General features: G+C 67.4%; 18 protein-coding genes and 1 pseudogene. 6 read left to right on the plus strand and 13 right to left on the minus strand.

Features of this window, described 5'->3' with window-relative positions:
- Positions 1 to 18 precede the first annotated feature (18 nt).
- Positions 19 to 711, minus strand: coding sequence for a substrate-binding domain-containing protein (locus IB236_RS04320; RefSeq protein ID WP_192419073.1), 693 nt, complete (start codon positions 709 to 711; stop codon positions 19 to 21).
- Positions 712 to 874: 163 nt separating this feature from the next.
- On the opposite strand from IB236_RS04320, the gene IB236_RS04325 reads away from it, so the two are divergent.
- A complete protein-coding gene (locus IB236_RS04325; protein ID WP_056067984.1) occupies positions 875 to 1840 on the plus strand; it encodes a LysR substrate-binding domain-containing protein in 966 nt (321 codons plus the stop codon).
- A 116-nt stretch (positions 1841 to 1956) separates the two neighbouring features.
- Here the strand turns inward: IB236_RS04325 and IB236_RS04330 are convergent, their stop codons facing one another.
- The 8 genes and pseudogenes from IB236_RS04330 to IB236_RS04365 all read right to left on the minus strand — a co-directional run bounded on the left by IB236_RS04330 (position 1957) and on the right by IB236_RS04365 (position 9617).
- Positions 1957 to 2871, minus strand: a complete 915-nt coding sequence (locus tag IB236_RS04330) for an NAD(P)-dependent oxidoreductase (RefSeq protein WP_192419075.1) — start codon at positions 2869 to 2871, stop codon at positions 1957 to 1959.
- Positions 2872 to 2913: 42 nt separating this feature from the next.
- Positions 2914 to 3891 carry a tripartite tricarboxylate transporter substrate binding protein gene (locus tag IB236_RS04335; RefSeq protein ID WP_192419077.1) on the minus strand — a complete coding sequence of 326 codons (978 nt, stop codon included), beginning with the start codon at positions 3889 to 3891 and terminating at the stop codon, positions 2914 to 2916.
- 8 nt (positions 3892 to 3899) lie between these two features.
- Entirely contained in the window at positions 3900 to 4631 is a 732-nt protein-coding gene (locus IB236_RS04340) for an ABC transporter ATP-binding protein (protein ID WP_192419084.1), read from the minus strand.
- Positions 4624 to 5397, minus strand: a complete 774-nt coding sequence (locus IB236_RS04345; protein ID WP_192419086.1) for an ABC transporter ATP-binding protein — start codon at positions 5395 to 5397, stop codon at positions 4624 to 4626. Before IB236_RS04345 ends, IB236_RS04340 begins: the two co-directional genes overlap by 8 nt.
- A 1-nt stretch (position 5398) precedes the next feature.
- Positions 5399 to 6394, minus strand: a complete 996-nt coding sequence (locus IB236_RS04350) for a branched-chain amino acid ABC transporter permease (protein ID WP_056067974.1) — start codon at positions 6392 to 6394, stop codon at positions 5399 to 5401.
- Positions 6394 to 7266: a branched-chain amino acid ABC transporter permease gene (locus IB236_RS04355; RefSeq protein WP_056067972.1), complete on the minus strand. Its 873-nt coding sequence runs from the start codon at positions 7264 to 7266 to the stop codon at positions 6394 to 6396. The genes IB236_RS04350 and IB236_RS04355 overlap by 1 nt, the downstream gene beginning before the upstream one ends.
- A 244-nt stretch (positions 7267 to 7510) precedes the next feature.
- Positions 7511 to 8698: pseudogene (locus IB236_RS04360) on the minus strand (ABC transporter substrate-binding protein); the annotation flags it as partial.
- A 142-nt stretch (positions 8699 to 8840) separates the two neighbouring features.
- Positions 8841 to 9617, minus strand: coding sequence for a GntR family transcriptional regulator (locus tag IB236_RS04365; RefSeq protein ID WP_056742974.1), 777 nt, complete (start codon positions 9615 to 9617; stop codon positions 8841 to 8843).
- A 270-nt stretch (positions 9618 to 9887) separates the two neighbouring features.
- On the opposite strand from IB236_RS04365, the gene IB236_RS04370 reads away from it, so the two are divergent.
- Entirely contained in the window at positions 9888 to 10943 is a 1056-nt protein-coding gene (locus IB236_RS04370) for an aromatic ring-hydroxylating dioxygenase subunit alpha (RefSeq protein ID WP_056742972.1), read from the plus strand.
- Positions 10940 to 11905 (plus strand): PDR/VanB family oxidoreductase, encoded by a 966-nt coding sequence (locus IB236_RS04375; protein ID WP_099731842.1) that lies wholly within the window; start codon positions 10940 to 10942, stop codon positions 11903 to 11905. Before IB236_RS04370 ends, IB236_RS04375 begins: the two co-directional genes overlap by 4 nt.
- Before the next feature lie 122 nt (positions 11906 to 12027).
- On the opposite strand, the gene IB236_RS04380 is transcribed toward IB236_RS04375, so the two are convergent.
- From IB236_RS04380 to IB236_RS04390, 3 genes are all read right to left on the minus strand, one after another.
- The gene (locus IB236_RS04380; RefSeq protein ID WP_056742968.1) at positions 12028 to 12384 is read right to left on the minus strand and encodes an HPF/RaiA family ribosome-associated protein; all 357 of its coding nucleotides are present in this window, start codon (positions 12382 to 12384) and stop codon (positions 12028 to 12030) included.
- Positions 12385 to 12512: 128 nt separating this feature from the next.
- Positions 12513 to 14534, minus strand: coding sequence for a CHASE2 domain-containing protein (locus tag IB236_RS04385; protein WP_099731841.1), 2022 nt, complete (start codon positions 14532 to 14534; stop codon positions 12513 to 12515).
- A complete protein-coding gene (locus tag IB236_RS04390; protein ID WP_192419088.1) occupies positions 14506 to 18075 on the minus strand; it encodes a TonB-dependent receptor domain-containing protein in 3570 nt (1189 codons plus the stop codon). Before IB236_RS04390 ends, IB236_RS04385 begins: the two co-directional genes overlap by 29 nt.
- A 293-nt stretch (positions 18076 to 18368) precedes the next feature.
- Between IB236_RS04390 and IB236_RS04395 the strand changes: the two genes are divergently transcribed.
- From IB236_RS04395 to IB236_RS04405, 3 genes are all read left to right on the plus strand, one after another.
- Positions 18369 to 19250: a gamma-glutamyl-gamma-aminobutyrate hydrolase family protein gene (locus tag IB236_RS04395; protein ID WP_192419090.1), complete on the plus strand. Its 882-nt coding sequence runs from the start codon at positions 18369 to 18371 to the stop codon at positions 19248 to 19250.
- 86 nt (positions 19251 to 19336) lie between these two features.
- Positions 19337 to 20059 (plus strand): metallophosphoesterase, encoded by a 723-nt coding sequence (locus tag IB236_RS04400; RefSeq protein ID WP_192419092.1) that lies wholly within the window; start codon positions 19337 to 19339, stop codon positions 20057 to 20059.
- Positions 20056 to 20610 carry a cysteine hydrolase family protein gene (locus IB236_RS04405; protein WP_192419094.1) on the plus strand — a complete coding sequence of 185 codons (555 nt, stop codon included), beginning with the start codon at positions 20056 to 20058 and terminating at the stop codon, positions 20608 to 20610. Before IB236_RS04400 ends, IB236_RS04405 begins: the two co-directional genes overlap by 4 nt.
- Positions 20611 to 20702: 92 nt before the next feature.
- On the opposite strand, the gene IB236_RS04410 is transcribed toward IB236_RS04405, so the two are convergent.
- Complete coding sequence (locus IB236_RS04410) at positions 20703 to 21650, minus strand: LysR family transcriptional regulator (RefSeq protein ID WP_370539889.1); 948 nt, start codon at positions 21648 to 21650, stop codon at positions 20703 to 20705.
- Positions 21651 to 21685: the final 35 nt, after the last annotated feature.

A 21685-nucleotide genomic window follows, 5' to 3' on the forward strand; every position in this document is an offset into this window, starting at 1 on the left:
AGGTGTTCTTGTGATCGGTCAGGCGGGGGTCATGCCCTGCTTTTGCTTGGCGTCCGCCGCAGCGGGAGAAGCCAGGTAAGCCAGCAACGCACGTGCTGCATCCGCCTGTTGCGAATGCACGCCAACGCCCGCGGAAAACGTGGTGGTGATCTGGATGGCCGGTGGTAGCGGGCCCACGATCTGGATGCCCTGCACATGCAGCAGCTCGCTCAGTTGCTGAAAGCCCAACGCCACCTCACCCTTGGCCACCAGCGAGCCCACGGGCACGCCGGGGGGCGCCTGCACCATGCGCGGGGCGATCTGATCGGCAATGCCCCAGCGCTCGAACAGCTTGGCCAGTGCCACGCCGCTGGGGCCCGTGGACAGGCTGATGCTGGGCGCTGCCAACACGGCCTGGCGCACCGCGTCTTCGCTGGGCAGATCGGGCAGCGGCGCGCCGGCAGGCACGGCCACGGCCACGCCGGAGTGCACCCAGTCCACCTTGCTGCCGGGCAGCAGGTGGCCCGCAGCCAAAAGCTTGTCGATGGCGTCGGAGGCGAGGATCACCACGTCAAAGGCCTCACCAGCCGCCACGCGTTTGGCAGCGTCGACACCGCCCACCGATTCGATGGCGGCCTGCGTGCCCGACTGCTGCGCAAAACCGGCCACCAGGTCGGCCAGCACCTGGCGCGTGGCCATGGAAGAAATGCCTCGGATCACAGGCGCCGTCATGCGTTGTCTCCTGCCGGGCTGCGGGTGGCCCAGGCGGTGCGTGCAGTTGTATACATGCCGCCGATTGTGGGCAGCGGCGGCCCAAACATGAAGGCGGCACCGGCACTACCAGATATATCATTCCGTGATCGTTGACCTACAGCTATAGCAGAGAGCCTTGCCCATGGACCTGAAGCAGATCGAATACTTTGTGCGGGTGGCCGAGCTGGGCAGCTTTACCCGCGCCTCGGTGGTGCTGGACATTGCCCAGCCCGCACTGAGCCGCCAGGTGCGCCTGCTGGAGGTGGAGCTGCGCCAGAACCTGCTGGTGCGCAACGGCCGGGGCGCCACGCCCACCGAGGCGGGCAAGCTGCTCCTGGAGCACGGGCGCGGCATCCTGCACCAGGTGGAGCGCGCGCGCGAGGAACTGGGCCGCGTGCGCGGCGCCCTGGCCGGGCGCGTGGCCATCGGCCTGCCGCCCAGCATTGCCAAGGTGCTGACGGTGCCGCTGACCCGCGCCTTCCGCGTGAAGATGCCGGACGCGGCGCTGGCCATCAGCGAGGGCCTGTCGGTGGCCATGCGCGAATCGCTGACCACCGGGCTGCTCGACATCGCACTGCTTTACAACACCACGCCCGCGCCGGGCATCGAGACCACGGCGCTGCTGGAGGAAGACCTGTTTCTGGTGCAGCGCCGCGCCCCCGGCCAGAGCGAGGCGGAGGCCGATGCCCTGGCCCGCACGCCCCTGCCGCTGGACGAGCTGCCGCGCTTTCCGCTGGTCATCCCCACGCGCCCCAACTCCATCCGCATGCTGGTGGAATCCGAACTGGCCGCACGCGGCAAGCGCCCGCAGATCAGCCTGGAGATCGACGGCGTGGCCGCCATCCTGGACCTGGTGGCCGATGGCGCGGGCTGCGCGGTGCTGCCCATGAATGCGGTCACCACGTCGGGCAAATCGGAAGTGTTCAGTACCCGGCCCATCCACGGCGCGGGCAGCGATGGGGACGGCGAGGAGGAAGGCGGCAGCACCCGCCTGCGCAGCAAGCTGTTCATGGCTGTCAGCTCGCAACGGCCGGCCACACTCACACAGCAGGCGATGGCAGAGCTGATTCGGACGACGCTGCAGGCGTTGTACAGGTCTCCCCCCTGAGCCGCTGCGCGGCATCCCCCTAAAGGGGGACGGCACCCTTGCTGCGGGGCTGCCCTTGCTCGGTGCCTCTGGCATTGCGCCGCGCAAGTTTCACCGGCGGGTGGCGATTCGCAGGCTCAGTCCTTTGCAGGCACGACGGACAAACGGCCCAACACCCGGTCCGCATAGTCCTGCCAGCGCGCGTCCTTGGGCAGGCCGTGAAAGACGCTTTCGCGCGCCAGGTCGGCCACCCACTGCTGCTTGGCAGCGATGGCCGAGGCCATCAGTGGCTCCATGCCGGCCTCGTGCACCGTGTGGGCCGATTCGCGCATCTCTTCAGCGCGGCGCTGGCCGTGCTGCACGACGCGGCTGAAGAAGTAGCGCCCCTGTTCGTGCCAGTCGATGGAGGGAAAGGTCTCGGCCAAGGTGGGCAGCACATGGTCTTCAACGCCGTAGTGGCGGGCGGTGGCGTAGCTCTCAATCACCAGGGCTTCAAGGCCCTTGATCATGATGCTGCGGCACATCTTGATGGCGCTGGCCACGCCCAGTTGCTCGCTCACGGGTTTGGCATCCATGCCCCAGCTGGTCAGCACAGTGGCCAGCGCGGCAGCCTGCACGCCGCCCAGCAGCATGGGCACGCGGATGCCGTAGGGGGGCACCGAGGTCATCACGCCCGCCTCGATATAGTGCGCACCCCGCGCCTCGATGAGCGCAGCGGCCTGCTGCTTGGTGCCGGGCGATGCCGAGTTGAGGTCCAGGAACAGGGTGCCGGGGCGGATGTGCTGCGCGGTCTCCTGCGCCACGGCCAGCGTGTTCGATGCGGTGACGGCCGAGATGATGCAGTCACAGCGCGCGCACAGTGCCTGCATCCCATCCACGGCCACCACGCCCGCTTGCGCGGCGTGCTTCTGCAGGGCGTCGCGTTGCGCGGGGTCGGCCAGCTTCAGGTCCCAGGCGGCGACAGATGCCACGCCGGGCTGGACACGCAAGCCCGCACTGAAGATCTTGCCGACCTCGCCATAGCCCACTAGGCCGATGTGTGTGATGTTCATCCGATTTGCCTTTCGGTCACAAAAGCCGAAGCGCAGCAACCGTCACTGCCGCGCGATCTTGGCCCGGGCGATCACGTCGCTCCAGCGGCGCACGTCGGCCGCCAGGTGCTCGCCCAGTTGCGCGGGGGTGCTGCCCTGGGCATGGAGGTTCAGTTCCAGCAGGCGCTTTTTCACATCGGGCTGGGCCAGTGCGGTCTGCACTTCGCGCGACAGACGCTCCACCACGGCAGCAGGTGTCCTGGCGGGCACGGCCAGGCCGTTCCACGACGTGACGTTGAAGCCCGCCAGTGGCCCGCCGCTTTCGCGCACCGTGGGCACGTCGGGCAACTGCGGCGCCCGCTGCGCGCCCATCACAGCCAGCGGCCGCAGGGCCTTGGCGCCGATCTGTGGCATGAGACCACCCAGGATGTCGATCATCACGTCGATCTCGCCACCCCGCAGCGCCGTGATGACCGGCGGCGTGCCGTTGAAAGGCACCACCTGCGCGTCGATGCCCGCCGTCACCTTGAACAGCTCGGCCGCCAGGTTCTGTGTGGTGCCGATCTGTGGCGTGCCGATATTGAGCTTGCCCGGGTGGGCACGCGCATAAGCCAGAAGCTCGGCCAGGGTGGCAAAACGCCCGCCTTCTTTCACCACCACGGCCAGATCAAACGTGGCCAGCAACGAGACAGGCGCAAAGTCCTTGAGAGTGTCGAACGGCAGCGACTGGAACAGCGCGGCGCTCACCGCCGTGCCACTGCTCACCAGCAGCAGCGTGTGACCGTCGGGCTCAGCCCGCGCCACCAGGTCTCCCGCTACCACGCCGCCAGCGCTGGGTTTGTTTTCGATGACCACACTTTGCCCCAGCGGGCCGGCGATCTTCTGGCCCACCGTGCGCGCCGTGATGTCGGCCGCACCGCCCGCCGCATTGGGCACGACGATGCGCAGCGGGCGTGAGGGGAAAGCGGCCTGCGCGCTGGCCGCACCGCCGAACGACGCTGCCAGCCAGGCCAGAAGGGTTCTGCGGTGCACGGCTTGCATGGCGCGCGCTACCGTGCCACGCCCAGCAGGCGGTCCAGCAGCTCGGGTTGGGCGCTCAGCTCGGCAGCGCTGCCGGTGTGCACCACAGTGCCCCGGTCCAGCACGGCGGCGTGGTCCGAGATGGCCAGGATGGCCTGCGGATGCTGCTCCACGATGATGGCCGACAGGCCCTCTTCGCGCGTGATGCGGCGGATGGCGCGCAGCAGCTCTTCCACGATGATGGGCGCAAGGCCTTCGAGCGGCTCGTCGAGCAGCAGCAGGCGCGGGTTGAGCACCAGCGCGCGGCCCACGGCCAGCATCTGCTGCTCGCCACCGGACAGCTGCGTGCCCAGGTTGGTCTTGCGCTCGGCCAGGCGCGGGAACATTTCGTACACGCGCTCGGGCGTCCACGGCCGTGCGGTCGATCCTTTGCGGCCCGGGCGCGCCACGGCCATGAGGTTCTCGTGCACCGTGAGCGACTTGAAGATGTTGCGCTCTTGCGGCACCCAGCCGATGCCGGCCGCCGCGCGTTCGTGCGGGGGCAGCTTGTGCAGCGCCACGCCGGCCAGGCTCACCGTGCCGGCATGCTGGCGCGTGGCTCCGGCCAGCGTGTTGATGAGCGTGGTCTTGCCCGTGCCGTTGCGCCCCAGCAGGGCCAGCGTGTCGCCTTCGGGCAGGGCCAGCGAAATGCCTTGCAGCACCACGGCCTCGCCGTAGCCTGCGCTCAGGCCCTCGATGCGCAAGAGTTCTGTCTTAGACATGCGCATCCTCCCCATGACCGAGGTACACCGCCTTCACCTGCGGGTCATTGGCAATCGTGTCCGGGTCGCCCTCGGTGAGCACCGTGCCGTTGACCAGCACCGTCATGCGGTTGGCAAAGCTGAAAACCAGGTCCATATCGTGTTCGATCAACAGCACCGAGACATCGGCGGGCAGGGCCGCCACGGTCTGCAGCAGCTCCTCGCGCTCGCCGGCGGGCACACCGGCCACGGGTTCGTCGAGCAGCAACACGCGCGGCTCGCAGGCAAGCGCAATCGCAATCTCCAGCAGGCGGCGCTTGCCGTAGGCCAGCACGCGCGTTTCCTCGGCCATCACGGACGTGAGGTGGAACTGCTCCAGCAGTTGCTCGCAGCGCTCGGTGACGGCCTTGCGCGCACCCAGCGGTTGCCACCATTTGCCGCCCAGGCCCTGCTGCTGCGACACGGTGAGCGCCAGTGTCTCCAGCGGCGTGAGGGTGTCGAACAGCTGGTTGATCTGGAAGGTGCGCACCATGCCGCGCTGCACACGCTGGTGCGGCGCCAGGCGCGTGATGTCCTGGCCTTCGAGGGTGATTGAACCTTCGGTGGGCTCCAGCACGCCAGTCAGCAGGTTGATGAGCGTGGTCTTGCCCGCGCCATTGGGGCCAATGAGCGCATGGCGCGCGCCCTTTTGCAGGTTCAGCGTGACGTTGTTGGTGGCCGTGATGCCGCCAAAACGCTTGACCAAGCCCTTGGCCGACAGCACGGTGGTGGAGGTTGTCGTGTTCATATCAATGGCCTCCCGCTTTGGAGGCAGCCCCGGCCTTGCGACCGGCGCCAAACCAGGTCCAGGGGCGGAACAGACGGTCGCGCCCGACCAGTACCAGCACCACCAGGAACAAGCCCACCCAGAAGGTCCAGTACTGCGGAGTGATGGACGAGATCACGTCCTGCAGCAGCTTGAAGCCAATGGCGCCAAGGATGCCGCCGTACAGCCAGCCCACGCCGCCGATCACCAGAATCAGCATCACGTCGGCCGAGCGGTGGAACTCGAACAGATCGAGCGAGGCAAAGCCTGTGGTCTGCGTGAGCAGTGCGCCCGCGGCACCGGCCAGCGCAGCGGCCAGCGTGTACACCTGCGCCAGCTTGGCCGTCACGGGGATACCGATGGCCATGGCGCGCAGCCGGTTGTCGCGGATGGCCTTGAGCGTGGCACCAAAAGGCGACTGCACGATGCGGCGCGCGATGAGGAAGAACACCAGCAGCACGGTGAGCGAATACCACGCGGCCGTGCGGCCGTACAGGTCAAATTCGAACTGGCCAAGCACCGGCCCCATCATCACGCCCTGCAGGCCGTCGGCGCCACCGGTCAGCCAGTCGAGCTTGTTGGCCAGCTCCAGCATCACCAGTCCCACGCCCAGCGTGACCATGAGGCGGGTGAGATCGGTGCCGCGCATGATGGTGAGCGACGCCACGGCGCCCAGCACGGTGGCCGCGCCAATGCCCACGGCCAGGCCCACCAGCGGGTCGGGCATCACATGCTTGGCAAACAGCGCGGCCGCGTAGCCGCCCAGCCCGAAGAAAGCCGCATGGCCCAGCGAGACGATGCCGGTGTAGCCCAGGATGAGGTCCAGCGAAATCGCGAACAGCGCCACGATGGCGATCTCGTTGATGATGAGTGCGTGGCTCGGCAGCGCCAGCGGCGCGGCAAAGGCCAGCAGCCACAGCACGGGCTCCCACCAGCGAAAGCGCCGGGCCTGCAGCAAGGTGTTTTGCAGGTTTGACATCACTTGCCCCCCTTGCGCACAAAGAGGCCCTGGGGGCGCCAGATGAGGATCAGGATCATGAGGCTGTACACAATGAAAGCGCCCAGCTTGGGGATGTAGTACTTGCCTGCCACGTCGGCAATGCCGAGCAGCAGCGCGGCCAGCAGCGGGCCGGTGATGGACGAGGTGCCGCCCACCGCCACCACGATCAAAAAGTAGATCATGAACTTGAGCGGGAAGCTCGGGTCGAGACCCAGCACCTCCGCGCCCAGCGCTCCGCCCAGGCCCGCCAGGCCGGACCCAAAAGCGAAGGTGGACAAAAACACGATGTTCACGTTGATGCCCATGCCAGCGGCCACGCGCTGGTCGTCCACACTGGCGCGCAGGCGGCTGCCGAAGCGGGTTTTGGTGAGCACATACTGCAGGCCCACGGTGAGCGCAGCGCACACCGCGATGATGAACAGGCGGTAGTGCCCCATGCCCAGCATGAGGGCACCGGTGCCGATCTCGGTCCGGCCCTTGAGCCATTCAGGCAGCTGCATGATCTGCTGCGTGGAGCCCACAAAGTAGTCCACGCTGGCCACGGCCATGAACACCAGGCCAATGGAGAACAGCACCTGGTCCAGGTGGGCCTTGTGGTACAGCGGGCGGTACAGCGTGCGCTCCAGCACGCCGCCCAGCAAGGCCGTACCGACAAAGGCGATGGGCAGGCAGACGAGGAAGGGCACATCCAGCCGCTGCATGAGCAGCACGGTGATGTAGCCCCCCGCCATGGCAAAGGCCCCGTGCGCGAGGTTGATGAAGTTCATCAGCCCCATGGTCACGGCCAGGCCGACTGCCAGGATGAACAGCAGCATGCCGTAGGCAACGCCGTCGAAAAGAATGGTCAGCATGAAATCACTTCATTGAAGACAAAAGTGCACCACCCTGCTCAGGGCTGTGGAAGTGCGACGAATCACCAAAGCCGGACGTTCAACCTGCGGCCCCCGGTTTCGATAGGCTCAGTCCGAACGGATCGAGAGGGAGCCTGCCCGTAAATACTGGCGCGGCCCAGACCAGCGGCCGCCGCGCAAGGGCCGCCCCGCCGCGCTAGCGGCGTCCCCCTGCGGGGGAAGCCGCGCAGCGGCTCAGGGGGGCTTATTTAGTCTTGCCAGGGTCCTTGACGTCCTTGATCACGTCGAACTCCACGTTGTACAGCTGGCCGTTCACACGCTCCACCTTGCGCAGGTACACGTCCTGCACGATGTCGCGGGTCTGCGCATCGATGAACACCTTGCCGCGCGGGCTTTCGAAGATCTGGCCCTTCATGGCGGCCAGCAGGGCGTCACCGCCGCCGGCACCCTTGGTGGTCTTGAGCGCTTCATAGATCACGCGCATGCCGTCATAGCCGCCCACGGCCATGAAGTTGGGACGCAAGCCCTTGTTAGCCTTCTCGAAGGCTTCCACGAACTTCTTGTTCATGGGCGAGGGGTGCGCAGCCGAGTAGTGGTGCGAGGTGACCACGCCCAGGGCGCCATCGCCCATGTCGTTGAGTTGATCGTCGTCCGTCACGTCGCCGGTGCCGATGAGCTTGATGCCGGCCTTGTCCATGCCGCGCTCCAGGAACTGCTTCATCACCGCAGCGCCCGCGCCCGAGGGCACAAAGACAAACAGCGCGTCGGGTTTGGCGTCGCGCACCTTCTGCAGGAAGGGGGCGAAGTCGGGGTTGCGCAGCGGCACGCGCAGGGCTTCGGTCACCTGGCCGCCGTTGAACGTGAGGCGCTGGTTGAAGAACTTTTCGGCGTCGATGCCGGGGCCGTAGTCGCTCACCAGGGTCACGACCTTCTTGATGCCGTTCTTGGGTGCCCAGTCGGCCAGGGCCACCGACACTTGCGGCAGCGTGAAGCTGGTACGCACCACGTAGGGCGAGGCCTCGGTGATGCTGGACGTGGCGGCAGCCATCACCACCAGGGGGGTTTTGGACTGCGTGGCCAGCGGGGCGGTGGCCATGGCCGAGGGCGTGATGCCCATGCCGGCGAGCACGTTGACCTTTTCGTTGACGACCAGCTCCTGGGCCAGGCGGCGGGTCACATCAGGAAGACTGGTGTCGTCCTTGATGATGAGCTGCACCTTCTTGCCACCCACCATGTCGCCGTTCTGGGCCATGTACAGGCGCGCCGCGGCTTCGATCTGGCGGCCGGTGGTGGCTTGCTGGCCGGTCATGGGCAGAACCAGGCCGATCTTGAACACGTTGTCCTGCGCCACGGCGGGCAACACGGTCAGGCCGGTGGACAGCGCGATGGCGGCGGCAGCCGAGGCACGAAGAAGGTGGCGTTTTTGCATCGTTGTCTCCTGTGGAAAGTCGTTGTATACAGAAAATGCTGGCGGGAGTTTGGCGTGGGCTGCGTTATTTCACAAGCGCAAATTCAAGCATTCAGGTATCGCCAAATGCAATAACCCAAGAAGCCCCGGACGCCTGCACCGGCCGTTATGCCCGCTCGCGGATCAGCTGTACACCGGGCAAGCCCTGCACCTGCGACGCCTGCACCGCCGCCAGCAGGTTCCGCCGGGTGATGCGCGAGTGCTCTCGCAGGATGGCCTCGGCCCGTGCACCCTCGCGCCGCTCGATGGCATCGAGCGCCTGGCGGTGCTGGTCTTGCGCCACCACCAGCATGTCGCGCGCCTGGGCCGAATGCGTCTGCACCACCACAAACGCAGAGGGCGACGCAAACGGCAGGCCCTTGACGCGGTCCAGCTCCCGCGCCACCACATCGCTGCCCACCATGCGGCTGAGCAGCAGGTGAAACCGTGCATTCAGCTCCACATAGCGCGAAAAACCTTCGTCATCCAGCGTGGGCGGGGCCAGGGCACTGTCGATGGCGTCCAGGCAGGCATGGGCCTCGGCCAGCAGGGCGGGGGCCACGCCCCGCTCGGCCGCCAGGCGCGCGGCCAACCCTTCCATGGTGCCGCGCAGTTCAATGGCGTCGGCCACATCGGTTTCAGAGAACGTGCGCACGGCGTAGCCGCCACCGGGCAGTCGGTGCAGCAGGCCCTCCTGCTCCAGCCGCATCAGCGCGGCGCGAATGGGCGTGCGCGATACCCCCAGCTTCTCGACGAGGGTCAGCTCGGCAATGCGGGCGCCGCCGGGCAGCTCGCCCGCCAGGATCATCTCGCGCAGGCGCAATTGCGCCTTGACGGCCTGCGAGGTACCTGCCTCGGCGGCCTCGGCGGGTAGGGCAATGGTCAGGGGTTCGGGAGGGTTCATGGCGATAGGGAGCGATGCGACCAGCGACGGGGAGAGAGTCAGTCAGCGCAATGTATACAGAAACCAAAACAACATCCACTCAAAAACACTTCAACACATTACAAAACAACAAGTTAGAAGATATGCCGGAGTGCAATAGCTGCTTTACGCCTTTACTATGTATACATAAACTCGCCTTTTTCGCACAATCGCCCCACCTAGCCTGCGATCTGCGAGCGGGCTGTATACCAAGCCTGCAACGACACCATCCACCCACGGAGAGAGACAACCATGTATCCCAAGAACGCCTGGTACGTAGCCTGCACGCCCGACGAGATCGCGGACAAGCCCCTGGGCCGCACCATCTGCGGCGAGAAGATCGTGTTCTACCGCCCCGCGCCCGACCAGGTCGCCGCGCTGGACGACTTCTGCCCCCACCGGGGCGCCCCGCTATCGCTGGGCACAGTGTGCGAAGGCCACCTGCAATGCGGCTACCACGGCCTGCGGGTGGAATGCACGGGCAAGTCGGTGTCCATGCCCGGCCAGCGCGTGCAGGGGTTCCCCAAGGCGCGCAGCTTTCCGGTGGTGGAGCGCTATGGCTTCATCTGGGTGTGGCCCGGCGACGCCGACAAGGCCGACCCCGCCACCATCCACCACCTGCCCTGGGCCAACAACCCTGAATGGGCTTACGGCGGCGGGCTGTACCACATCGCCTGCGACTACCGCCTGATGATCGACAACCTGATGGACCTGACGCACGAGACCTATGTGCACTCCACCAGCATCGGCCAGAAGGAAATCGACGAGGTGCCCTGCAAGACCCGCGTGGAGGGCGACGAGGTGATCACCAGCCGCTTCATGGAAGGCATTGAAGCCCCCCCGTTCTGGAAGATGGCGCTGCGCATGAACGGCCTGCCCGACGACCAGCTGGTGGACCGCTGGCAGATCTGCCACTTCACGCCCCCCAGCCATGTGCTGATCGAGGTGGGCGTGGCCCTGGCCGGCAACGGCGGCTACAACGCCCCGGCCGACAAGAAGGCATCGAGCATCGTGGTGGACTTCATCACGCCCGAGACCGAAACGTCGATCCACTACTTCTGGGGCATGGCCCGCAACTTCAAGCCGCAAGACCCGTCGCTCACCACCCAGATCCGCGACGGCCAGGGCAAGATCTTTGCGGAGGACCAGCAGATGCTGGAGCTGCAGCAGGAGAACCTGCTGCGTTACCCCGACCGCAAGCTGCTCATGCTCAACATCGATGCGGGTGGCGTGCAGTCGCGCAAGATTCTGGACCGCCTGCTGGCGGCAGAACACGCGCCTGCCACAGCACAGGCGGTGGCCGCATGACCGCGCAGGAGACCCTGCAGGTCCGCGTCGTCAAGAAGCAGGCCGAAGCCGAGGGCATCGCCAGCTATGAGCTGGCGCGGCTGGACGGCGCCGCACTGCCGCCGTTCAGCGCGGGCTCGCACATCGATGTGCACCTGCCGGGCGGGCTGACTCGGCAGTACTCGCTGTGCAATGCCTCGCACGAGTCGCACCGCTACCGCATCGCCGTGTTGCGTGACCCGGCATCGCGCGGCGGCTCGATCGCCATGCACGACAGCGTGCACGAGGGCGACGTGATCACCATCAGCACGCCGCGCAACCACTTTGCGCTGCACCCTGCACAGCGCACGCTGCTGCTGGCGGGCGGCATTGGTGTGACGCCACTGCTGTGCATGGCCGACCGGCTGGCGCGCACGGGTGCTGACTTTGCGCTGCACTACTGCACCCGCTCTGCCGAACGCACGGCGTTTGCTGCTGAAATTGCCGCATCGGCCATTGCGCCCCACGCCCACTTTCACTTCGATGCAGGCGCCCCCGAGCAGAAGCTGGACACCGCCGCCGTGCTGGCGGCCCCCGGCCCTGACAAGCGGCTGTACGTGTGTGGCCCGGCAGGCTTCATCGACCATGTGGTGACCACCGCCAAGGCCCTGGGCTGGGCGCAGGACCATATCCACCTGGAATACTTTGGCGCCCCGGCGCAGGACACCTCGGGCGACCAGGGGTTTGAGGTGCGCATTGCCAGCACGGGCAAGGTCTACCCCATTGCGCCCGATGTGTCGGTGGTGGAAGCGCTGCGCAAGGAGGGCATCGACATCCTGACCTCGTGCGAACAAGGCGTGTGTGGCACCTGCCTCACGCGCGTGCTGGAAGGCGAGGTGGACCACCGCGACATGTACCTGACCGACGAAGAAAAGGCGGCCAACGAGCAGTTCATGCCCTGCTGCTCCCGCGCGCGCAGCAAGCTGCTGGTGCTCGACCTGTAGGCGACCCCAACAAAAAGGCGCTGCAACCTTCGGGCTGCAGCGCCTTTTTCATTACTCCTGAATTGATAGCTACCAGCACATGAAAATCATGCGCTAGAAGCCCATTTCACTTCGAATTCACTTCAATCCCGTTCGTCGGCGGCCACACGGATGGTGTCGCGGCCATTGCGGTCCTTCACACGGCCCAGGTCAGTGTCGAGGGCGCGGGCCAGCTTGTCGGCCGCGCCGATGAAGGCGTTGGCCATCTTGTCGGCCTCATCAGTCACGGTGATGGGTTGGCGGCCCGTGACACGCGCTTCAATGCGGCAGCGCTTGTCATTGGCACCGGACTTGCCCGCATCCAGATCGGTGAGGAACACCTCCAGCCGCGTCACATGGTCCTGAAAGCGGGACAGCCGGCTCTTGCACTCGTCCGTGATCCAGCGCGCCAGCGAATCGCCGCCGTGGATGTGGTCGTCGGTGTTGACTTGTACTTGCATGGAGAGGGTCCTTCCTGATGAAGTTGCGAAGCCCCCATCATGGCACCTGCATCCATACCCCCGGTGAATACATGTCAAAGGATGTAGAGAGCCTGGTGACGATGTCGCGGGGGATGGTCCACAGGCTCTTACAGTTTGTCGAGCGCCACGGCGGCCTGCCAGGGCGCATCGGCAGGCAACCCCCGCGCTTCATTCACACGCGCCAGCAGGCGGGTAGCGGCCGGGTCTCCGGGCAGCCGTTCCAGCACCATTTCCAGCTGCACCTCGGCGCCGGCCCAGTCACGCGCATGGAAGGCGTTCAACGCGGCCAGGCTGGCATCACGCACCGCCGCATCCTCGCACGGCGTGAATACGCGCACGGGCTCGGTCTTGCCCTTGACGATCACATCGTCCAGCGCGCGCAACGCCGCTGTCGGCGGCAGCTGCGCTGCGGTGGCGGCCGACAGCAGGATGCCGGTGCCAAACGCCTTGTTGGCGCCCTCCAGCCGCGCGGCCAGGTTCACCGCGTCGCCAATGGCCGTGTATGAAAAGCGCTGGTCCGAGCCCACATTGCCCACCACCACACGCCCCGTGTGCAGCCCGATCCGCATGTGGATGGGCGGCAGGCCGCGCGCGCGCAGGTCGGCCACCAGCGCCCGCATGGCCTGCTGCATGGCGATGGCGGCGGCCACGGCGTGTTCGGCATGCCGCGGGTCGTCCAGCGGCGCACCCCAGAAGGCCATCACCGCGTCGCCAATGAACTTGTCCACGGTGCCGCCCGTGGCGTGCACGATCGGCGTCATGGCGTTGAAGTAGCCGGTGAGCACCTCCACCGTCTGCTCGGCACTGAGCTGCTCGGACAGCGTGGTGAAGTTGGCCAGGTCGGTGAACATGAGCGTGACCTCGCGTGCCTCGCCACCCAGGCGCATCAGCTCGGGCTGCGCAATGAGGCGCGAGACCACGGCGGGCGGCACGTACTGCGCAAACATCGCCCGCGTCTGGCGCGCGCGCTGGCGCACCACGGCATAGCCCACCAGCGCAGCCGCCCCATAAATGGCGACTGCCGCCGCCGCAGGCAACAGCGGCGGCCACCACAGGCGCGGGCCGGCAAACAGCCCCCACGACACGGCTCCCACGGCCACCACCAGCGTCGCCGTCAGCGCCGCCGCGCCCGCCGGGTGCAGCCGCCGGCTCGCCCCCAACAGCACCGGCAGCAGCAGCACGGTGATCACCAGGGTCCATGCGTCCGACACGCTGCGCAGCCCACCGCCGGTGAGGTAGTTGTCCAGCAGCGTGGCCTGCAGCTCCACCCCCGGAAAAAGCCGCTCACCGCCCGCCGTGCCAAACGGCGAGTTGAACAGGTCGGCCTGCGAGTGCGCCAGCTCGGTGGCGGTGCGCGCCGAGCGCCCCACCAGCACGATCTTGCCCTTGAAGAAACCTGCAGGCAGCAGCCCCGGCTCCAGCGCCTGGTAGTACGAGCGCGTGTCAAACGTGCCGCGCGGGCCCCGGTAGCCGATCCAGTCGAAATGGTGCAGCGCCGGGGTCTGGCCGCGCGCCTCTGTCACGCGCTGGGCCAGCCGCAGCGCAAAGCCTTCGCGCGCGACGGGGGCGCGGCGCACCACGAAGTCGTCGTCCGGCTCGACCCCGGCATCGCCCGCATCGGCGCCAGCGTCCAGAAACCGCTGCAGCGGCTGGATGTCCATCCACAGCGCGGCATTGGCGCTGTCGATCTTCTCGCGGGTGGAGGCCAGCACCACGGGCAAGCCCTGCCCCACCTGGGCCATCGTGCGGTCCAGAGCGGCGTCTTCAGCCTCGGTGGTGGGGTCGGCAAAAACAATGTCCAGCCCCACGGCCAGGGCACCGTCTGCGCGCAGCCGCTCCAGCAGTGCCGCATGCACGCTGCGCGGAAATGGCCAGGTCTGTTGCAGCTCCTGAAACGTCGGCTCGTCGATCGCAAGAATCACCACCGGCACCGTCGTGCGGTGGGGGGCCGCCAGCGCCGTCAGCACGTCAAAGGTCTTGAACTCCAGCGCATGCCAGGTGCGACTGAGCGTGGCCGCCCCCACCAGCAGCAGCGCCAGCACCCCCGCCGCGAGCGAGAGCCACCGCTGGCGCTGTCGGGCGTGCGGCATCGCCGCCCCATCAGAAGCGATAGCGCGCATCCAGGACATAGCGGGTCTTTTGCCGGTCGGACTTGGGCGCCCACAGGTTCATGGCCGCAACGCCCACCACCCAGCGTTTGTCCTGCGTTTCCCAGAAGCCCATCAGGTCCACGCCCCAGCCCGGCGCACGGCGCGTGAGGTTCTCCTTGTCCTCAAACCGCTCCGAGCGGTACACCGCGCGCGCGCTCAGGTACAGGCGCTGCGCGCTGGCCCAGGTGGCACCCAGCGCCACGGTATGGCGCGGAATGTAGGGAATGCGCCCCACCACCTCGGCACCACCATCGAGCATGCGGCTTTCGCTGTGCTGGTACAGGTACTTGGCGTAGCCCGACCAGCGGCGGCTGAACATGTGGTTGACCGTGCCACCCAAGGTCTGCAGCGTGCCGCGCTCAAAACTCGGCGTGTCCTCCAACAGATCACTGGTGGACAGGTTGACCAGCTGCGCGTTGCGCATCTCTTCGAGGAACGGCAGGCTGGGCGTGCGCAGGTCCACACCAATCGTGCCGGGGTTGTTCACCCGCAGGTGGTCGGCCCGCAGGCCCACAAAGGTGTTGGCACCCACCTCCATGCCCAGCTGTGCCACTGTGCGTTTGTGGCGCCCTCCAGCCTCCACCAGGCGGTCCTCGACAGGGATGCCTGCGGTCTCCACGCTGGCGAGGGTGGAGACGCTGAGAGGCCGCAGCCAGTCCTGATAGGCCACGCGCAGCGTGGTGCCCGCAGCAGGCTGCCACACCGCGCCCAGGCGCGGCGTGACCACGCGCTCGGTGTCCGCGCGGCGGGCCTGGTCTTCGCTCAGGGCATCCAGCCCCACCAGATAGCTCTGCGTGAGGCCGTCCACGCGGTGGCGGATTTGCTGCATCCCCAGGGCTGCGTCCAGGCTCAGCGCCGGGTCCAGGCGTTGCGTGGTGGCCAGGGTGAGGCCGGTGTAACGACGGTCAATGCGGTTGTAGCCTGCCAGGACGAGGTAGTCGCGGTACAGGCCCACGTTTGGAATGTCAGCCACCACGGCGGCCTCGCCCGCCAGCAGGTTGTTCTGGCGCTCGCGCACATGCTCCAGCGTCACGCTCCAGCGGCTGCCGGGGGTGGTGTCCACGGTGTGGCGCAGCTGAATGTCGCTGAAGTCCTTGCGCGGGGCACTGCTCACGCCCATGACGGTCAGGAACGGTGGCTCGATGTAGGCCGTGGGGTAGCGCAGCAATTGCAGGTTGTCCACGCTGCGGCCCAGCTTGATCCAGGTTTGCTCCGTCGGCCCCCACCGGTAGGCCATGCCCAGAGCGCCCTGGGTGACGGTGTCGTCCAGCGAAGTCTCCTGCGCGTTCTGGCCGCGCAGGCGCATGCTGAACTGGTTGGCGTAGGCAAACAGGTTGATGCGCTCGGTGGGCTGCATGCCCACCCCAGCGGTGATGGCATGGGCACGCAGGTCTCCCTCGCCCGCGCGCATGGCAGGAAGTCGGTTGACCTGCAGGTCGAACGGATAGGCACTCACATCCGCCGTCTGCGCCTTGAAGAACCAGGACACCGGCACATGGCTGTTGTCCAGGCCATTGAGCGTGACCGCTGGCGCACGCATGCGGTAGAACTCGCGGTCCAGCGTCACACCCACCGATCCGTGGCTGCCGGGCTGCTGCAGCAGCGGCGAATAACGCTGGCTGCCCCCAAATGCCATGGGGTCGGTCAGAAAGCCCTGGAACAGCGCCGAGTTCTTGTTGAATTCGCCCGCATAGCGGTCTGCCATGAACAGGTGGCTGCCGCCCCAGTAGGGGTAGAAGCTCTGCTGCGCCATCTCCAGCGCCCAGTCTTCCATGCCAAAGAACGCCAGCGATGACCCCAGGTTCGCACTGCCCTTCTGGTCGTTGGCCACCTGGTTGAGCGACTTGAGATATGGCATGCGCGCTACGGCGGCGCGCGCAGCCTCCACCGCTTCGCCGGGCTGGAACAGATCGGTGTGGATCTGTGCCAGCAGCATGTAGGGCACAGGGTCCTTGTCGTCCAGCACGGTCGCCTGTTGCAAGGTGGTCAGCGCATCCTGGTGGCGGCCCAGCTGGTAGTAGGCCACGGCAGTCCAGGTCTTGGCGCGGGCATAGCGCGGCTCCATCACGCCCGCCCGCAAGAACGCATCCAGCGCGGCATCTGGCTGCCCTTGCTTGAGGTGCAGCAGCCCCTGGCCGGTGAGCGCGACGTAGTCTGCCGGGTTGTCACCCAGCGCGGTGGCAAACGCCTGACCCGCCTCGGTGAACTGGTTCACAAAGGTTTCCAGCGTGCCCAGCTCGCCCCAGGCGCCGGGCGATTGCGGCGACAGCTGCAGCGCACGCCGCAGGTTTTCGCGGGCGAGGCGCGGGTCCTCGCGCTCGGCGTGTGCACTTCCCAGGCCTTGCCAGGCACGTGCATCGCCGGGTGCCAGCGTCTGCGCCTCGGCATAGGCCGCCAGCGTGCCGGGCGCATCGCCCCGGCGCCGGGCCAGCTCAGCCCGCACCAGCGCCAGGTCGGCGTGGGCCGTGCCTTGCGCGGGGGCCAGGGTGGCAGCGGCTTCGTCCACCCGGTCGCTCAGGATCTGCACCCGCGCCAGTTGCGCCACGAGCGCCGGATGGGCGGGCCAGCGCCGGAGCGCCGTGCGCAGCGTCCCGGCCGCTGCTGCCCCTTCCCCCTCCATCAGTTGCACGTCGGACTGCATGAGCCACGCGGGCAGCGGCGCGGCGTCCACCGCAGCCACCTGCCGCGCCAGCGACCCGCGTGCGGCCAGCAGGTCGCCCGCCTGCAGGGCCACGGCTGCATCAAACACATCCACCCATACAGGCGCTGCGGCAGTGCGCGCCTGCGCCAGCGCGGCACGGGCTGCCGCGAGGTCGCGCGCCGCCAGGGCATCCCGTACGGGCGCCAGCGCTGCAGGCACGGGCTCGGCCGACAGGTGGGGCACCGGGTCGGCCCGCAGCGCATTGACCCACTGGATGCGGTCTCGCGGCTGGCTCAGCACCAGCTTGACCGGGGCCTTGCCCACTTCGGCCAGCGCCGCTTCGTTGGCGCCCACCGACACCGAGCCCTGCGCGTTGGAAAACTCCACCGTGCCCGACAGCACGGTGATCAGCGTGCGGCCATCGTCCTCCACACTGATGTCCCAATCGGTGCCACGGATCGCAGCGGTCGCGGCCGGTGTCTCCAGGTTCAGGCGGCTGCCGTCGGCACGTTTGGTCTGCGTCCACGCACGGCCAGCGTTGAGCAGCAAGGTGGTCACGGGCTGTGCCGGGGTGGCCACGCCCTTGACCTGCAGCACCGTGTTCTGGTGCAGTCGCAGCTGGGTGTCGTCCGCGAACAGCAGCGCCATCTTGGCGGCCTGGCGCGTGCGCACAAAGTCGCCCTGGGCCAGCGCCTGGGCCAGTCGGGCAGGGCCCCAGTCGGCTGCGGAGGCGGCACGCTGGTCACCTGTGCCTTGCAGGCTGATGATCTCGGCCGCCGCACCGGCGGGCACGGTGGCCTGGGCCACCAGCGGGCAGACGGCAGCTGTCGCGGCCACCAGCGCAGCCAGGGCGGACAAACGGAATTTTGGATGGGACATTTTTTCTGCTTTCGGGGAAGGCGTGCATCGCGCCACCGGGCGCCCCTCCCTGGCACCGGGTGAGCTGAAATTATGGCGATCAGCCCCCCAGATTTCGCCCGCGCCCCGTCGACATGCGGACACATTTCATGAAGAAAGCCACATTTCGTTGCAGGTTGTGACGCTTCAGGCACCCCATCAACCCGTGGCCGCAGCGCGCGGCGCTGCACGGTCCTTTCCTACAGACGCCACAGGGGGTGCGGTGCTACAACTGCAGGAATCACGCGCACAAGCGCTGCCCGGAGCTTTCCCCCATGCCTGCTGCCCCCCGCCTCAAGATTGGCCTGTCCGCCTGCTTTCAACACGCCGACCCTGCACGCCCACTGTTCACGGGCAAGACGCTGCAATACGTCGAACAGTCCATCGCCCACTGGCTCATGTCGGCGGGTGCCATGGTGGTGATGGTGCCCTGCCCCACGGGCGAGACCGCGCGCGGCGACGTCACGCTGGACCACTACGCCGAATGGCTGGACGGCATCGTGATGCACGGTGGCGCCGACGTGTGGCCGGGCAACTATGGCGAGGAGCCTTTGCGCGAGGAGTGGGTGGGCGACCGCGTGCGCGACATCTACGACCTGGCCCTGGTCAAGGCCTTTGCCGAGGTGGGCAAACCCATCTTTGGCGTGTGCCGGGGCCTGCAGCTCATCAACGTGGCCTTTGGCGGCGCGTTGTACCAGGACATCGAAACCCAGCACCCCGGCGCATTGCAGCACCGCAACGCCACCACCTACGACCAGCATTTCCACGACATCCAGATCGTGCCCGGCTCGCGCCTCGCCCAGCTCTACCCCGAAGCACCCCGTGCGCGCGTGAACAGCATCCACCACCAGGGCATCAAGCGCCTGGCCCCGGAGTTCGAGGTCGAAGCGCTGAGCGAACCGGACGGCGTGCCCGAAGCCATTCGCCTCAAGCCCGCCCCTGGGCGCGGCTACATCGCAGCCACGCAATGGCACCCGGAGTTCCACAAGCAGGGCTCGGACACGCTGGACGACACGGCCATCCTGCAGGACTTTCTGGCGGCCTGTGTGCAGGCCAAGGAGCACCCGGTGCGGCCGGGCAAGCCGGTGGGGTTGCGGGACAGGGCTACGCGGTGGTTGCGCGGGTCGCTGCGCAAGGAACGGGCGCAGCCTCAGTGAGCGCTGGCCCGCACTGAACCGCGTGCGCTTTGGAGCACCGATGCACAGCCGACCTCCTGTACGCCTCAGCGCTTAACATGCGCGGCATGCGCATCGCCGTCCTCTCCGACATCCATGGCAACCTGGCCGCCCTGCACGCAGTGGCTGCAGATCTGCGCACGCGGGGTGTAGACACCGTGGTCAACCTGGGCGACAGCGTTTCCGGCCCCCTGCTTCCCCTCGAAACAGCGCAGTACCTGATGGCGCAGGACTGGGTGCACCTCGCGGGCAACCACGAGCGCCAGTTGCTGCACCTGAGCCCCACCGCCAGCTTTTCAGACCAGTACGCCCACGCCCAGCTCAGCCCCCGCGAGCTGGAATGGATGGCCCGCCTGCCCCACACCCATTTCCTGACCGACCAGATCCTGCTGTGCCACGGCGCACCGGGCGTGGACCACATGGCGCTGCTGCAGACGGCAGAGCGCCCCGCCACCGCCAGCGACATCGAAGAGCGACTGGACGGGCACCACGCAGAACTCCTCCTGTGCGGCCACACCCATGTGGCCCGCAGCGTGCGCACCGCCCGGGGCGTGCTGATCGTCAACCCCGGCAGCGTGGGCTTGCAGGCTTTTGCGGACGACCATCCTTACCCCCATGTGGTCGAATCGGGCTCGCCCGATGCGCGCTATGCCATCGTGGAGCGCGGCCCGGCGGGCTGGACCAGCCAGCTGATCACGGTGCCCTACGCACACCAGACCATGGCAGAACTTGCCCGCCAAAGAAACCGCCCGGACTGGGCCCACGCCCTGCTGACCGGATACGCGTCATGACCCATCCAGAAGCCACACCCCACCACGCCGCGCTCGTCATCGTCGACATGCAAAAAGGCATGGCCCGCCCCGCGCAGCGCAACAACCCCCTGGCGGAATCGAACATCGCCCTGCTGTTGCAGCACTGGCGCCAGCGCGACCAGCCCGTGGTGCATGTGCGCCACCTCTCGCTCACGCCAGGGTCACCTTTCTGGCCCGGCCAAAGCGGCGTGGAATTTCAAGAGGCTCTGCGACCCCAAGCCTCAGAGCACGTGGTGGACAAGCACGTGACCGACGCCTTCGCCCACAGCGGGCTGGAGCGCTGGCTGCACCAGCGCGGCATCCGTTCGCTGGTCTTCACGGGCGTGAGCACCAACATGTCGGTGGAAGCCAGCGTGCGCAGCGCCGCCTGCCTGGGTTTGCAATGCACGGTGGTGGCCGATGCCTGCTACACCTTTGACCGCCCCGACCTGGACGGCACACCGCGCAGCGCCGAGGACATCCACCGGATGTCGCTGGCCAATCTGCAGGGGGAGTACGCACGGATCGTGCAGACCGCCGACTTGGTATGAGCGCATAGCGCCATGACGCAATAGCCTCGCCAAGAAAGCTGCCGTCACGTATGTGGATGTCGACGGAAGAGCACCGCATGGTGGTCTCGACATCACCGGGATGGCGCAAGAGACCGCAGCGCTCCGGCCGAACCCAACACCCGCTCCACCACCGCCTCCACCTCTCCACGCAGCCACCGGTGCGCCGCATCCTGCTGATACCGCGCATGCCAGATCAGGTACATCGGCATGTCCGGGCACACCACCGGCACAGGCGCGCTGGTCAGGTCTGCCAGGGCCGTGCGGACCAGCAGCGAGGGCGCGGTGGTGAGCAGCGCCGTGCCACGCACAAAGGCGGGTAGCGCGGCAAAGCCCGGCACGCGCACGGCAAAACGGCGGCGCACGCCACGGGCCTGCAGCTGGCGGTCCAGGTCCAGACCCCGGTGCGCCTCATAGGCCACGGTGGCGTGGTCGGCGGTCAGGTAGTCGGCCTCGGTGGTGGGGGCGCTGCGCACGCTGGCGTCGTAGAACACACGGTACTGGTCTTCAAACAAACGCTTTTGCACGATGTCCGTGCCATCGGGCGGGCGGGGGCTGATGACGAGCTGGCACGCGTCAGACCGCAGCAGTTCGGCGCTGGGCGCGCCGCTGGGCACGATGCGCAGCGTGACGCACGGTGCGGCGCTGCGCAGGCGCGCGGCCAGCGCGGGCAGCAGCAAATCGCGCTGGAAGTCGTTGGCGGCGATGGTCAGCTCGGTCTGCCAGGCGCGCGGGTCAAAGTCGGCCCCTTGGGCAAACCGCTGCATCTGATGCAGCATGTCGCGCGCGGGCTGGGCCAGGGCCTCGGCGCGTGCGGTAGGCACGATGCCGCGCCCGCGCTTCACAAACAACGGGTCGCCGGTGATGGCGCGCAGCTTGTCGAGCAAATGGCTCACCGCCGACTGGGTGACGCCCAGGCGCTCGGCCGCCGCCGTGATGCTGCCCGTCTCCAGCACCGCCAGCAGCAGCTTCAGCAGGTGCCCGTCCAGCTGTGATCCATCGAATTTGCTCATGCATTCGATGATCTTGGGCCCCTTCATCTTTGGCAATGCCGTCG

This window comes from Acidovorax sp. ACV02 (genome assembly GCF_014851475.1).
Taxonomy (GTDB): Bacteria; Pseudomonadota; Gammaproteobacteria; order Burkholderiales; family Burkholderiaceae_C; genus Acidovorax; species Acidovorax delafieldii.